We start from the raw sequence: 13,737 nt of genomic DNA on the forward strand, positions 1-13,737 counted from the left end.
CGTCTTCTTTGCGACGCAAAAAGTCTTTTAAAACCTGATGCTTTTATTATTTGGGGACAGTTTTGTCAATGCTTTTTCTGAAGCGGCAAGCTTATTGACACCATGCAGAAAGCATGTTAGGAAGGCGCGCGATCAACTTCACGCCCCTGTAGCTCAGATGGATAGAGCGTCGGATTCCTAATCCGCAGGCCCTGAGTTCGAATCTCAGCAGGGGCACCAAAAATCGGGGGGCAGGTCTTTTTTACAGAAACACCCGATAATCCGTATCCAGGGCTTTGGCGAAGAGCTTTGCGTTCTTCTTGCCGATGGTCCGCCGACAGTTCTCCATTTCGCTTATGTGCCGCTGATGCACGCCCGTCATATCGGCAAGCTGTTTCTGCGACAACCCTGCCTTGTGCCTGGCGCCGGAAAGGATATGGCCAATCAGAGCGTCATCGGAAAGATCAGAGAAGGCATCACGCCACGGGATAGAACCAGACGTCTCCGAAAAACCAAATGACATGAGAGCGTCTATGGCCTGGACCTTGTTCGCCTCCGGGCCAATCATGAATATTTCAATGCTTTTGGTAGGGTGCGCCTTCGTGGGTTCCCACATAAATCACCCCCATCCGTCTCTCTTTTCTGGGAAGGGTCAAGCGTCTTTCACGTCGTCCATTGCCTCGTGTTGGATGGCTGCGTAAGGGCCATCCGACGTCTATCGGAGGTCGGCTGTCTTTTGCAGGATGAAGACAATATCGGCTGGGGCGATTTTGCCATTGCCGTCCGCGTCGCCCCGGAGATAGATCGTCTTGCCGGTCATGTCCATGTTGGAGAGCAACTGCAGGGCCAAAACGGCGTCAGCCATGTTTACCGCTCCGTCCCCATTCAGATCTCCCGCCCCGATAGTCCCTGAAAGATCGATCCCCAGGAGTCCGGCGATCGTTACAGGGTTTACATCCGCCGCCGGGCAATTGACTGTAAAAACATATTTGTCGTTCACATTGGACTGATATTCATAGTAATTGCCGATCTTATTTTCGAGAGATGTCCAGAGCTGATAGAGACCGCGGTTGAATGATTGATCAATTGTCACATCCGCAGCCGGCGTGATCGCCGTGCCCGCTGCATCGAGCACGGAGGAAAAAAAGGCCTGATTTGAGTAGCCGTTATATCCCGAGATTGTACATGCGCCGTCAAGAATCACCTGGCGGGTTTGCACATCACTCTGGTTAGCGAAGGTCCCGCTGACCGTAAAAGACTTGCCGAAGGCCGTCTGGCCGTTGTCCGTCATGACCAGGAAGGCTTTTTGCGCGCTCTGGCCGTTTGCCGAGGCCGTGACCACAATCCGGCTCGCTACCTTTGCCGTCCCCGTTGACGTGAGTTCGAGGATCTTGCCGTTCAGAACCGCCGTGACCGCGGCCGGATTGGTGTTCTCAACGGACAACGTAATGACATCGTTGTTCTCGTCACGGGCATCGATCAGGATCTGCCGCACCTCCGGCGGAGACGTATTGAGGATAAGATCCGGCAAGTCGTTGCCGATCACCGGCAGCTTGTTCAGGCCCTGGTCGACGGCAGCCTTTTCCTCGGCGCTCAGCGTTCCCGATGTCAGCGTCACCGTATACTGATTGAAGTTATCGTCGCGCGAGTAACACCAGCCGATGTCGTTGCAGAGAGACGCCCGCACCTGGTATTTCCCGGCCGGCAGATTGCCGACAGGGATCGACTTGTTGGCGCTATCGGGCTCCTCAGGGTCGGCCAGCGCAAAAACCACGCTTCCGTCCGCCGGATTCATGAAGGTCACATAAAAAGCAACGTTGCTGTAACCCCGCGTCGCGCTGAATGAAGTTTCGCCTTTCAGATAGAATTCATAAAAATCCTTATCTTTGTCCTTGTCGAAATTGCCCGTGATGTCCAGGCCGTTTGCCTCATCGACCGCCTCGAGGTTGACGTAACAGTCGCCGCCGCTCGTACAGGGTTTGATATTATAATGGATGGAGAGTTGGCCCGCGCTCGTATCAAAAAAGGCGTCGTTTCCCTTAGGCACCGGCAGATCCAGGAAATAGAAATCGTCCCAACTTCCGCCCCAGCCCATATTGAGGTGGGCCTTCCGGCCTGAGGGGTCGTCAGAGTAGCCGTCGATCACGACCATATGGTTGGGCAGGCCCAAAAGGAGCGGCCGCGGAGGCTCCGCGTCGAACTCGCCCTTCAGTGTCGCAAGAAAACCCGCATAATCCGTCGTGTTGTCCTTCATGGACAGCGAAGTGGAATAGCCAAAATTCTCCACCAGGGTATCGGAAGAAAAGAAGGCTGCCGAATCGGTTAGCCCGAAATTGGTGTGGTTGGCAACACCGAGATCCCGCATCAGGAGGGCCACTTCGTCGGTCTGATACTCCGGGATGGTCCCATCCAGTTTATCGGGCATGTTGTCCCAGTTGTAACTGTGGTACAGGATGGTCTTGAGGTTCTGGTCGTTCCAGGTATAGGAAAGCACTCCCGTTGCCGAGGCAGGATGTTTGTGGTACCGCATAATCTGTCCTACGGCCACATTCACGCAACCGGCAAGGACGTTTTGACCTTGAGATGCAGGCAGAAACTTGTTGTAAGGATAGTCCTGAGCCCAGTGGGTGCTGAGAAGATAGCTGCCGGGCGTATAGACGGCCAGCGGTTGACGCAGCGCATCGAAGCGAAGGAGAAAATCCCACCTTGCTTCCGTCTCGGACGTGCCCACTGCCTGGGGCGCTCGGTCGGCGGCTGGCAGCGAGGCGACTCTAACGCGCAGCTCCAACTCATCAAGGATCGCCTTCCGGTAGGGCTCGGGAAGGGCGGCAAATTCGCCGGCCAGCGAGTAGGCCTTGACCGGGGAAATGCTCCGCTCCGTGGAGACGAGGATATAGCCGCCTCCTTCCAATTTAAAGAGATGGGCCACCGGAACGGGGGCAAGCGCCGGAGCGAGGAGGCTCCTTTCCACGATCTCCTCGGAGGAGATTTTTTTGTCGCTCCCGAGGAATTTCAGGAAGTTTGAGGCGATTGTCGCCTGATCGCCGGCGGCTTGCAGCGGCGCCGCTGCAACAAGTAAAATAAACAGGCACAGCGCCCGCGACAAACCTTTAATGATGCCGAAGCCATTTTCTGGCCGCATGGCTTTCCCCCTTTTATGCCTGCATTTCAATCCGGGTTTCGCGACCAGAAGGCCTCGACCAGCCCCACCTTCCACACACCTTTTTCCCTGGACATCTTGAGAACCGCCGGCTTCTCCGCTTTCTTATAGAGAAGATTTATCTCCGCGCGGTCCTTTTTCAGCAGGCCCATGCTCCAGGCGCTCTGACTGAGTACCGTATCAGGGTCAAAGGTGCTGAGGTAACCCTGCCAGTAGGCCTCGGCAACAGGCCCGCCTCGGTTGAAGTCAGCGGTTATTTCCTCCCGGGTATGCTTGACTGCTGATTTGGCAAGGCTCTTATCCGTATCCTTGACAATTGTTTCCTGGGACTTCTCGGTCAGGAGGCCCCAAACCGTTTTGTATTCCTTTGCCCTTAGTTTCACGAAGAAGGTTTCCGCCGCGGTAAGGACGGCGTCGATCTCCCGCCCGTCGGTCTGGGCGCCAGCAAAATCGGCAAGGGGCGCTAATACACAAAAGGCCATAATAATGGCCAATAGCTTGTTTTTCATCGGCAGAATTACGGGCGCCCCTGGTGCGGACGATGGTTTTAAATGACGATCCCCTTGAAAACGCTACCTTCTTAGCTATTCCGCTTCCACGGAAACGAAAAACCGCCAAGTTTCGGTAGGAAGAACTCAAAGGTCACAGAGCGGGCTCAACCTTCAGAAATGAGCCCGCCCTCGAAAACGCTAAAAATAAAGACCTGACCCCCATCTACCTTACGTGGGTGGTGGTGGTATAGACATTGTTGCCAAGATTGACCACTTTGACCTCAACTATAGCGCCGGGATGCCGAGCCGTGAGAATAGCGAGCTGAGCTTGTCTCAAATTCTCCGCCTGCTGTGCGGCAGTGCCGGCAGCAGATTGTGTGATAACCTGTGATATCGCAGACATAGTTGCTGTATTGGCAGCACCAGCGGCGTAAATAGCCTGTAATGCCTGCAACTGGGTGGGTGTGTAGGATGAGAAGCTCTGCAATGCAGTGTATTGAGCGCTGCCCACGGCATAGGCTCCGTTTCCGCCGCTGGCGAGGTAAGCCGCGAAATTAGCAGCGCTCATCGTGCTTGCGGCAGTGGCCAAACTCGCCTGCCCGGCGCTCCCCAGTGCCGTATTGGCGGTTGCCAGGGTCGAAAGGGCGGTGGTATTCAAAGCTCCCAAATTACTCGCCACTGTCGAAGCCGCCGCCGGATTCGTTGTCGCCAAAGCGGCGCCCGAGGCCGACGCTGCAGTGGGGCCGGTGGCAACGGCCATGTCGGAACCGCCGCTCGTGGCAATGGCCAGGGCCGCGGCTGCTGCGACGGCAACGCCTACCGCAATCGTCCCGGTCTTAACGCCGGCAGAAGTTCCCGCGCCTGCGGCGGCGCCTGCGCCGGCGGCGCCTGCAGCGGCCATTCCCTTCGTCGAGAGTGCCGGAATCGCCAAAACATTGGTGAAAAAAACGGCCAAAACTATCAAACTCATCGTACCAAATGTGCGCCCCCTACCTTGATGATTTTCCATAATTATTTTCCTCCTCCAGTTTAACGGTTCCATAATTCAATTAAGATTGCTGGCTACGCCAGAATGACTAAACAATACGCGTTGCGGTTTTTTACTAATGATATTTGCTTTTGTCAAGACTTTTTCCAAGAAAAACATCCGTGTTCCTGCCGATCAGATCGAACAGGCTGGTAAAATGGTCAATGTCCTGCGCCACATCCCTCGTCCAGGGAGAGATCGCCTGCCCGTAAACCGCCCGCGACTCCTTGCCGGTGAAAAGCCGGATGGGGATGGATACGGAAATTCCCTTGTCGTGATAACCTCGGTTGTCGCTGTCCGAAAAGATCGATGTATCCGTCACGCTGTACCAGGCCGAAAGCGTCACCCCGTTGATGAATTTGGACAGGGTGATCCTCGCCCCCTTGTCGCCCGCCAGAAACATCCCGTATTTCACATCGATGGCGATGTCGGACTGCGGAAAATTGAGTCTGGTATTGATAAAGGCCGTTTTATAGTAATCCTTCACGGTATTTTCGGCAAGCTTCAGCGGATTGTCGGGATCCCTTTTCTTCACGACGCTGCCCCCCAGACCCAAGAGCAGCCTCCCTCCCAGCACCGGCATGGCCGCCTCGAGATCGAGCCCCGCGTACTGCGTCTCCAGAATCCCCGCGGTAATTTTTCCATAAACGGAGGTTCCTGGCAGCCGCTCCACCTCGTTGAACAGGAAACGCTCAAAAAGCGCCTTGTTCTTGAGGTAGTTCACAATATCGGTGCGAACCGGGATGGAAAGGGGCTCATTGACCGTCTCGACATTGGCCAGCGGATAGAATGCCGCCCCCGCCACCAGGGACCCTCCCTGCCAGACCGGGTAAGTCGCCCACACCGAAAGCCCTATCTTGCCCTTCCAGAAACCGGAAGGGTCGTTGAGAAAGAGCTGCACCTGCGGCTTGTAGCCGATGACGTACCCCGGCGTCAGCTCCTTGCGCCCCTCCGGCAGGGGCGTATAGCCGGTGTCGATCGCGGAGAGGGCGAAAAACTCTCTCTCGCTGAGCCGCTCTGCGGCATATTCCAGCAGGTCCTCCGCCCTGGCCCGGTACGAATAGAGGGGAACCCCGTCGTCCTTCACGATGATCAATATGTCGTCAATTGGTTCGTTCTTTTTTGACGCGTTATAATCCCTGACCATCGGCGCGATAGTCAAAAGCGCCTCCTGAACGCCCCTGGCGTTGTAAAAAAAGCGGTTGTTCTGCAGATCGATCGTAAGCTCGCTGCCGGTTAACGTTATCCCGATGCTGCTGAAGCCGCTCAAACCGAGCCCGAGGAGCATCCGACTCTCCATGGGTAAAAGGGCAATCCCCGGCTGCTCCTTGTAGCGGGGGGCGTAGATCGGGATCATCGGTTTGCCGATCTCAAACGGCATTGAAACATTGACGCCCCACTGATTGCCCCGCTGCCAGGAGAGGACAAGCTCGGCCCAGTTTAAGAAATTGTAGCGAAAACCGAAGTTGTACGGCGAAGGAACCGCCTCGCTGAAATAACCCCCCCGCAGCGCCGGATCGCCGGTCTGCTCATGGTAGCGGATCGGGCTGTACTCAACCATAAACGCATACCGGTCGGAAGGGGCAAACTGGATTCCCCCAAAGAACTGGGAGTCCGAGAGCCACCCCCGCCGGTCCTGCAGCATCTCGACTCTTATCCCCTCCCCCTGGGAGGGCAGGGGCCGCTTGCCGAACCGGCCGTTTCCGAAGCCGATCGTGAAATCGAACGGGTAGAGCTGCTTGCTGGCGACAATGTACTGCGAAGCGTAGAGGCGCGTCCCGTGGGGGTCCATGATGCCGATCGCCAGCGCCGGCGAGTATTTCCCCTCGGCAACCATCTGATATTTCAGGTCAACGGCCTTATCCTTGTAGTTTCCGTAACCTTCCCAGTTTGTGCCCGGCTGGTCTATCGACACCATCGTCTCCGTCATCCGGCCGTCGATCTCCAGCCCCTTAAGCGGGCTGAAGGCGCCGTAATAATAGCGGTAGGGCTCCACCTGACTAAAACCAATCCGGTAGCTGTTTTCCCCGATCACCCGTGCGGTGGGAATCTCCATCAGCCCCGTTCCTCCCCAGTTGGCTGGGCCCGTAAAGGGCTCATCGGCGGCAAAACCACTAACCGCACCCATGAACAGCATAAGCAGCGCCCCGAAAACCTTCATCGTGCGATGTTCGCAACGCGCGCTCCGGGGTATTGAGCAAGCTTTGAAAAACGCCCCGGTTGTCATTGCGGGCGAAGCAAAGCAATCTCGTAAGCATCCGATAAACCATGAGGTTGCTTCGTCGCTCCGTTCCTCGCAATGACAGGAAGGGAAGAAATTCAAAGTTCTCATTGCGAGAAGACAGAGGGCCGACCAAGCAACCCCGCAAGCATAAAAGCAATTTTTCAAAACTCTCCATTAATTAAGAAGAAGAACTGCAAAGGACGGTCTGGTCTATAAATAATCCCTTCCCGCCCTGTCAAGAAAATTATGCAGTTTTTGTTAACTTTTTCACACCCCGGCCCAAAATACCACCCACCGCTGTTTTAGAAAAGCGCCTTGAAGACGCCCGCCGTAACGGCGGAGTTCATCAGGATCTGGGTTATGTCCTTTACCTCCCGAAGCCAGGCAATGCGTTCGACCTTCTCCGGCACGATAATCGTGTCGCCCGGCTCGATGGTTCTCACCTCCTGCTCAAAGCCGGCCACCTCCCAGCGATCCCGGGAAGAGCTCCAGTTGAAGAAGCCCCGGGAGAGTTTCCGGGCCGAACCATCGACCTTCAAAACGAAGATGTTGTCGGTGTCGGCGTATTTGGCATAGCCGCCGGTCAGGCTTATGTAATCCTTGTAGTCCATCCGGCTCGAATATATGAAGCTGCCCTGCGACATGACGGAGCCCGTGACATTGACCACGTTGTTGCTGGGGGGAATAAACAGTGTGTCTCCATCCTCGAGTTCGATGTCGTACTCGCTGCCTTTGAGGAGACGCAGGTGGGCCAGCCTGATCGTCATCCGTCCGGTCGCCTTCAGCCCCCGCAGGTAGCCGACAAACTGTTTTTTCTGCTCCAACTCGGCCTTTTTCGCCGCCATTTCCTCGGCCGAGGCTGCCGTCACAATTCCGCTCCCGGTGAGGAGCTCCCTTTCCATGCGGTCCGCCATCTCGGTAAGCCCTTTCTGCTGCATGGCGCGCACCGACTCCCGCGTGAAGAAGGCCCCCCGCAGGTACGCATCATCGCTGTAGCCGCCGGCACGCTCGATCACCGCCGAGAGCTTCTCGCCCTTGGCAATGACATAGCGCCCGGGGTACTTTATCTTGCCGGAGAGAACCGCGTACTTCTCCACCTGCCAGTCGGGAATGCTCTTGATGAAGAGCCGGTCGTGCGGCTTCAGAGGCAGATTGTGCTGAGGATCGCCCGCCAGGGCTTTGCCAAGGTTAATCTGCCGGTGCACAACCGCGGTCCGGTTATCCTTATCTACCGTCCGTGAGGAAAGCTCCGCTTCCTGGAGCGACGCCGACTCGAGGATATTGCCGGCGGCGAAGACCAGATTGCGCACCGTCATCCGCTCCGCCAGCGGGTAGGTTCCCGGCTTCAGGACATCCCCCTCGACTGAGACGTTCTTCTTGTACGTCGTCTCCCAGATAGAATGGACGACCAAACGATCGAGATCCCGGAGTTCCAAGTTGTCCGTGGGATTGCCGGAGAGCGCCCCCGCGAGGCTGATCTTCAGCAGGGTCTGCTTTTTCGTCTTCCAGTCGGTGCGGTAGAGTTCCGCCTCGGTAAGTAGCGTGTCGCGCGTCTGACCGCCCGCCTTGAAGAGCAGGTCGCTTACCTGCATCTTTTCGGTCAGCAGGAATTCGCCCGGCTTCTTGACCTCGCCGGCTACGGCAACCTGTTCTTTCCATTTCTCCTCGTAAAGGGAATGGACAATGACGTGATCCTCGTCCTGCAGCAGGATGTTTTCCGCGGGATCTCCCGCCATCGCCCGGGCAACGTCGAAATAGAGCGTGAAAAACTCCTTGTTCTTATCGACGCGAACGATTTCGCCCTTTCTCAGGTAGGCGTTTTTTGTCAGTTCCCCGGCGGTGAGCAGCGCGTCCTTCACCCGGCTGTTGTCCGAGAGTTCAAACCGGCCCGCCGTGCGCACCTCGCCGCTGACGGTGAAGTACGGCTTGTCCTTGAAAAACCACCGGCTGAAGACATAAATGCTGTCCGCCGGCTGCAGTTCCAGATTGCTTTTGGGATCGCCCCGCAGGATCAGATCGCCGAGGTTGAAGGGAACCAGCACCGACTCCATAGTCGGCGGACGCAGACGCTTGATCAGGGCGTAATCGAAGTAGGTGTCCGGCAGAACATCCTGTTCGCTCTTGAGAATGTCCCCGAGGCGCATCCCCGCGCGCAGGGCGTATTTTCCCCCCCGCTTCACGTTGCCGCTCAGGTAAACGACATTGACGTCTTTGTCAACAATCGAAAAAACCTTAACAATGTCTGCATCTTGGAGAATAAATGATTTTGCCCGGTCAAGGCGCTTGTCATCGATGTCGATGACGATCTGTTTTTCGTTCTTGACGGTGCGTTCCACCTGAATCTGCTGGGTATAGGCCGAAGGCACGATCCCGCCGGCAAGCTCCAGCAGATAATCCAGCGAATAGTTGTCCTTGAATTCATAGAGCGCCGGTCGCTTGACGTTGCCGGCGATGCCCGCGTAGGGACCGATGACGGGCACAAAGACGATGTCGCCCGCCTGGAGCGTCACATCGTGCGATTTGTCGCCCTTCAAAAGAAGATCGTAGAGGTCATAGCTCCGGACGACCTTGTCCTTCCTTTTGAGCTGGATGTTTCGCATCGAGCCGATCTCCGAGGGCCCGCCGGAGATCAAGAGGGCATCGGTGATCGTCGCGAAGGCGCCGATCGTGTAGGCGCCGGGCCTCCGCACATCCCCCAGCACGAAAACCGGGATTGTCCGGAGGGAGCCCATCGAGATATCCACATTGGTGCCGGTCATCTGCTCGGCCTGTTTGATCAGGCTCGAGGACATCTCCTCGAAGGTCATCCCGGCGACGGCGAGCGGCCCGATCCCCGGGATATCGATCTTGCCGTCGCGGTTCACGACGAGCTTGTAGGAGGCATTCACCCTTCCCCACAGGGTTACCTTCACCTCGTCGTCCGGCCCGACGACGTATTTCAGCGGCACGGGGATATCCTTGCGCTGCGTTATGACATTTACGGCTGCTTCCTGGAAAAAGTCATAGCCGAACGGACGGAGTTTCAGTGATATATCCTGGTACTTGCCGGTGTTCTGGGCGCGTTCAAAGAGGGTTTCCCCTTTCACCGCCTCGGAAATGACCTGCTTCTGTTCTGCGGCGGTTTTATCCTTCGGTTCAGACGCTTTTTTCGCCTTTTCCCCCTCACCAACCTTCAGCAGATCCTTTCCCTCGTTGGCCTTCAGCAGTTCCTTCCCCTTGGCAACCTCTTCCGGCGAGAGCCCCTGAAATTCCGGCCTTCCCTTCAGCGCTTCCACTGCCTCCGGCGTAATCTGCCCGCCCGATTTGCCGAGTTCCTGGGCGATCGCTGCCTTCTGCCCCGCATTAAGGTTCTGAACCGCCGTGGACTGCTCGGCAGTAAGTGCCGGAGCCGAACCGGGCAAGGACCCGACAGCCGCCCCCGTCGTCTGGGACCCTGCGAAAGCCGGAATCAGCAGCAGAACAACCATACACAATATTGCCTTTTTGATCATTTGACACCCTCTCTTAAATAGGGACAGAGCCCCTATTTAATTAATATTTTTCCCCCGTCCAACCTCAGCGGGGAGCTTTGAATTCCTACCGAAATTAGGCATATCGTCATACCTCCAAAAACCGGCATCCAGTTTTTTCAAGACTTCCGGACAAAGGCTTGCGCCGGAGCGACAACCGAAGGCAGGTTTTCGCGGAAACCGGGATTCCGAAGCCCGGCAGTTCAGGCCTTCCGCGCCGGGCCATCTTTCGTTCGGAAGCGCAGATATTTGCGCAGGTTCGCCAGCCGCTCCGGGTCTTCCCGCGTCCCGATATTTTTTATGTACTCCAGGAAAAATGCCAGAAAGATCGCGATGAAGAAGGCCACGACCACCGACAGCAGACAAATCTGCGCCCGCTTCGGCTTGAACTTGCGCTCCGGAACAAACGAAGGATCGATAATATTAAAACTGTAGTATTTTTGAACTTTTGCCAGCGTCTCCGTCTCGATCTGCTTCGCGATGAGTTCATAGAGCTTGTTTTTCAAAAGCGGGTCGGTGGTCTGCGTGAGCTGCTGGTAGAGGTGCTTCTGCTGCGCCGCGGCTTCTTCGAGCTTCTGCTGCCGCAGAAACTCACTCATCCCGACCACAAAATAATCGAGAATTCTTTGCGCGGTTTGGGGATCCTTCGACTGAAACCCGATGATCATTACATTCTTCTTCTTGTCCGGTTTGACCTCGAGCGATGCCTGCAGAGCCTTGTAGATGTCCTCCGTCTTCGGGGGCTCATCCTTCCATTTTTTGGCGGCCGCATCCCAGCTATCCTCAAAGAGCACCGGCAGCAGGTTCTTCTCCCGGACAATGGCATTTGTCAGCTCCCGGCTCTTGAGAACGACCTCGAACTGTTCGAGCGACCCGCCGGCGCCGATCCCCGCCTCGGAGGCGATCATCGCCCCGAAACCGCCCAGCGCCGACAGGGCGCCCCCCTTTTCCTGGGCCGTGGGCACGATCATGACTTCGGAACGGTAAATGTTCGTCATCAAAAGGCTGATCACAACCGCGGCGACGCCCGCCAGAAAAACAACTGAGATAATCATCACCTTATGCCGCAGCAAGACAATGAACAAATCTAGAAGGTTAATCTCGTCGTCCTCCGGCATCGCGCCCTGGCAGTCCGGCTGTTTCGAATCATTCTGCATAGTGTTTTTTTCCTTTATCTTCAGTAGGGGCTCAATTACCCATAATCGACCCCAATGTCAACAATATTAAATAGGGACAGAAACCTATTTAATCCCTCTGTAAACCCCTATGAACCTCATCGTCAACAAATTGATATCCTGGCTAATCTGCTTCAGACTGCCGATATTCGCCATGCCTGTGAGGCTGAGCGACCAGGTGTCGGCAAACGTTTTCACTGCGGGGTTCGCTTCGAGGCTGACAACCTGCCGCACCTCGATCTTGATATTGTACGAAAACCAGTACTTCTCGCTTTCGTGGGTATTGACGTTCACATAGAAGACCGGCTGCCCCGGCGTCTTCTGCCACTCCTCGCGGGAAAGGACGCGGATGCCCGCCTTCGTCAATTGCCTTTCGACGTCCCGCTGGATGCCCGCTTTGTTCAAATCAAATTGTTTTGCATACTTCTCATACTTGAGCAAATTCGGCTGGAGTTCCTCGACAATCACATAAAACCCCGCAAGCCCCTTCAGCGTCCTGCGGTTAACCTCCGAATCCTCCGCGAACACCCGCGCGGCAGCGCACAGCGACAAAACCAGCAGCAACCAGCTAAATTTCGTGGCGTACAGTCTTTTCATCCTTCCCTCCTGTTTTAAATAGGGCTCTGTCCCTATTTAAACAAACGGTGACAGGCGTCGTCCAGAACATCGTCATCCTTCGCGAAGCAGAAACGCACGAGGTTATCGCCGCCGTCGTCGTGATAAAAGGCCGAGCCGGGCACGCCGGCAACGCCGGTTTGTTGCAGCAGATGCATCGCCTTTTCCTTGCTCGATTTCCCGGGCACGTTTGACACATCGGCGAGGACGTAATACGACCCCCCGGGAATATGGGGCGCAAGCCCCGCCCGCGTCAGCGCATCGCAGATTTTATCGCGCTTTATCAGATACTCTGCGGAGAGCCCCTGATAATAATCCGCGCCCAGCTCCATCAGCCCCCGGGCAACGCCGATCTGCAAAGGCGCCGGCGCGCAGACATAGATGAGATCGTTGAAGTAGCCGATTATCTTCGCCCAGCGGGCGTCGGCCAGGCAGTAGCCAATCCGCCAGCCGGTGATGCTGAAGGTTTTAGAAAGCCCCGAGATCGTGATCGTCCGCTCCTTCATCCCCGGCAGCGTCGCCAGCGCGATGTGCCGGTTGCCGTCATACAGGAAATGCTCGTAAATTTCATCAGTGAAAACGAAAAGATCATTATCCTTCGCAAATCCGGCAATTACCTGCAGCTCCGCCTCGGAAAAAACCTTCCCCGAGGGGTTTCCTGGCGTATTTACGAGAAGCGCGCGGGTTTTCGGGGTTTTAACCCGCTCGAGGTCCGCGCGCGAGAACGACCAGGCGGGGGGCGACATCCGCAGATATGCAGGCACGGCCCCGGTCGCCACGATGGTGTTGATATGATACCCGTAATAGGGCTCAAAGACGATCACCTCATCGCCTGGGTTGAGCAGGGCCAGGCAGGTGCAGTAAAAGGCCCCCGTCGCGCCGGCGGTCGCAATAATCTCCGTTTGCGGGTCAACGATCATGCCGGTAAAGCGCTGCTGCTTCGCCGCGATCGCCTCGCGCAGTTCAATTAGCCCGGCATAGTTGGTGTAGATGTTGATCCCCGCCTCCATCGCCTGCTCGGCGCCGCGCCGGACCTCCGGCGGAACCCCCGTATCGCAGACCCCCTGGGCAAGGTTGATCCCGCCAACCTTATTGCATTCAATCGTCATGTTCCGTATTTCCGACTGCATGACCCACGCATGCCGGTCGCTTACCGCTAACGTCATCAACTCACCTCTTTTAGGGACAGAGCCCCTATTTTTTCGCTGGTGGAAATAGGGGCTCTGTCCCTAATTATGCCCTCCGGCAACCCCCCGTTGGCCCAGCCGTGCAGCGTCTCATCAATCTCATCACACCGCCCGGGATTATTCGCCGCCCGCGTCGGGTCCTTTGCTCCCCAGCGCTGCGCATAGGTCCACAATTTCCTCACAAAGAATTTGCCGACCCGCGCCCAAACCCCGTTGCACGAGGGATCGGCTTGGTGCCCATGCAGCGAGAGCTTTGAAAATCTATACCCTTTTGTCATTCCCGCGCAGGCGGGAAAGCGAAGCTTAATGTTCATAATCTATAAGTTCCCGAAAAGACCAGATTCCCGTTTTCACGGGAATGACAATTAAC

At 56.2% G+C, this 13,737-nt stretch carries 10 protein-coding genes and 1 tRNA gene; 1 reads left to right on the forward strand and 10 read right to left on the reverse strand.

Translation table 11 applies throughout. From position 1 onward, the window contains the following. The first annotated feature begins 142 nt into the window (after positions 1–142). Positions 143–219, forward strand: a tRNA-Arg gene (locus M0P74_04140). 22 nt (positions 220–241) lie between these two features. On the opposite strand, the gene M0P74_04145 is transcribed toward M0P74_04140, so the two are convergent. From M0P74_04145 to M0P74_04190, 10 genes are all read right to left on the reverse strand, one after another. Next, positions 242–595 (reverse strand): helix-turn-helix domain-containing protein, encoded by a 354-nt coding sequence (locus M0P74_04145; GenBank protein MCK9362777.1) that lies wholly within the window; start codon positions 593–595, stop codon positions 242–244. A gap of 99 nt (positions 596–694) precedes the next feature. After that, a complete protein-coding gene (locus tag M0P74_04150) occupies positions 695–3,121 on the reverse strand; it encodes a C10 family peptidase (protein ID MCK9362778.1) in 2,427 nt (808 codons plus the stop codon). A gap of 26 nt (positions 3,122–3,147) precedes the next feature. After that, complete coding sequence (locus tag M0P74_04155) at positions 3,148–3,648, reverse strand: hypothetical protein (GenBank protein ID MCK9362779.1); 501 nt, start codon at positions 3,646–3,648, stop codon at positions 3,148–3,150. A 205-nt stretch (positions 3,649–3,853) separates the two neighbouring features. Further along, positions 3,854–4,639, reverse strand: coding sequence for a hypothetical protein (locus tag M0P74_04160; protein ID MCK9362780.1), 786 nt, complete (start codon positions 4,637–4,639; stop codon positions 3,854–3,856). A gap of 94 nt (positions 4,640–4,733) precedes the next feature. Beyond that, positions 4,734–6,818 (reverse strand): YjbH domain-containing protein, encoded by a 2,085-nt coding sequence (locus M0P74_04165; GenBank protein ID MCK9362781.1) that lies wholly within the window; start codon positions 6,816–6,818, stop codon positions 4,734–4,736. A gap of 365 nt (positions 6,819–7,183) precedes the next feature. Next, positions 7,184–10,372, reverse strand: coding sequence for an SLBB domain-containing protein (locus M0P74_04170; GenBank protein MCK9362782.1), 3,189 nt, complete (start codon positions 10,370–10,372; stop codon positions 7,184–7,186). A 221-nt stretch (positions 10,373–10,593) separates the two neighbouring features. Beyond that, positions 10,594–11,547: a Wzz/FepE/Etk N-terminal domain-containing protein gene (locus M0P74_04175; protein ID MCK9362783.1), complete on the reverse strand. Its 954-nt coding sequence runs from the start codon at positions 11,545–11,547 to the stop codon at positions 10,594–10,596. An 84-nt stretch (positions 11,548–11,631) separates the two neighbouring features. Beyond that, positions 11,632–12,162, reverse strand: a complete 531-nt coding sequence (locus M0P74_04180) for a hypothetical protein (GenBank protein ID MCK9362784.1) — start codon at positions 12,160–12,162, stop codon at positions 11,632–11,634. Positions 12,163–12,194: 32 nt separating this feature from the next. Further along, positions 12,195–13,346 (reverse strand): aminotransferase class I/II-fold pyridoxal phosphate-dependent enzyme, encoded by a 1,152-nt coding sequence (locus tag M0P74_04185; GenBank protein MCK9362785.1) that lies wholly within the window; start codon positions 13,344–13,346, stop codon positions 12,195–12,197. Continuing rightward, positions 13,346–13,681 carry a hypothetical protein gene (locus tag M0P74_04190; GenBank protein MCK9362786.1) on the reverse strand — a complete coding sequence of 112 codons (336 nt, stop codon included), beginning with the start codon at positions 13,679–13,681 and terminating at the stop codon, positions 13,346–13,348. Before M0P74_04190 ends, M0P74_04185 begins: the two co-directional genes overlap by 1 nt. Between the last annotated feature and the right edge of the window lie 56 nt (positions 13,682–13,737).

It is taken from the genome of Syntrophales bacterium, from assembly GCA_023229765.1.
GTDB lineage: Bacteria > Desulfobacterota > Syntrophia > Syntrophales > UBA5619 > DYTH01.

What these genes read in the sequence shown, in the direction of transcription:
- M0P74_04170 (MCK9362782.1), bottom strand. Translation starts at nt 10,372, where the DNA reads ATGATCAAAAAGGCAATATTGTGTATGGTTGTTCTGCTGCTGATTCCG.
- M0P74_04175 (MCK9362783.1), bottom strand. Translation starts at nt 11,547, where the DNA reads ATGCAGAATGATTCGAAACAGCCGGACTGCCAGGGCGCGATGCCGGAG.
- M0P74_04190 (MCK9362786.1), bottom strand. Translation starts at nt 13,681, where the DNA reads ATGAACATTAAGCTTCGCTTTCCCGCCTGCGCGGGAATGACAAAAGGG.
- M0P74_04155 (MCK9362779.1), bottom strand. Translation starts at nt 3,648, where the DNA reads ATGAAAAACAAGCTATTGGCCATTATTATGGCCTTTTGTGTATTAGCG.
- M0P74_04150 (MCK9362778.1), bottom strand. Translation starts at nt 3,121, where the DNA reads ATGCGGCCAGAAAATGGCTTCGGCATCATTAAAGGTTTGTCGCGGGCG.
- M0P74_04145 (MCK9362777.1), bottom strand. Translation starts at nt 595, where the DNA reads ATGTGGGAACCCACGAAGGCGCACCCTACCAAAAGCATTGAAATATTC.
- M0P74_04185 (MCK9362785.1), bottom strand. Translation starts at nt 13,346, where the DNA reads ATGACGTTAGCGGTAAGCGACCGGCATGCGTGGGTCATGCAGTCGGAA.
- M0P74_04165 (MCK9362781.1), bottom strand. Translation starts at nt 6,818, where the DNA reads ATGAAGGTTTTCGGGGCGCTGCTTATGCTGTTCATGGGTGCGGTTAGT.
- M0P74_04160 (MCK9362780.1), bottom strand. Translation starts at nt 4,639, where the DNA reads ATGGAAAATCATCAAGGTAGGGGGCGCACATTTGGTACGATGAGTTTG.
- M0P74_04180 (MCK9362784.1), bottom strand. Translation starts at nt 12,162, where the DNA reads ATGAAAAGACTGTACGCCACGAAATTTAGCTGGTTGCTGCTGGTTTTG.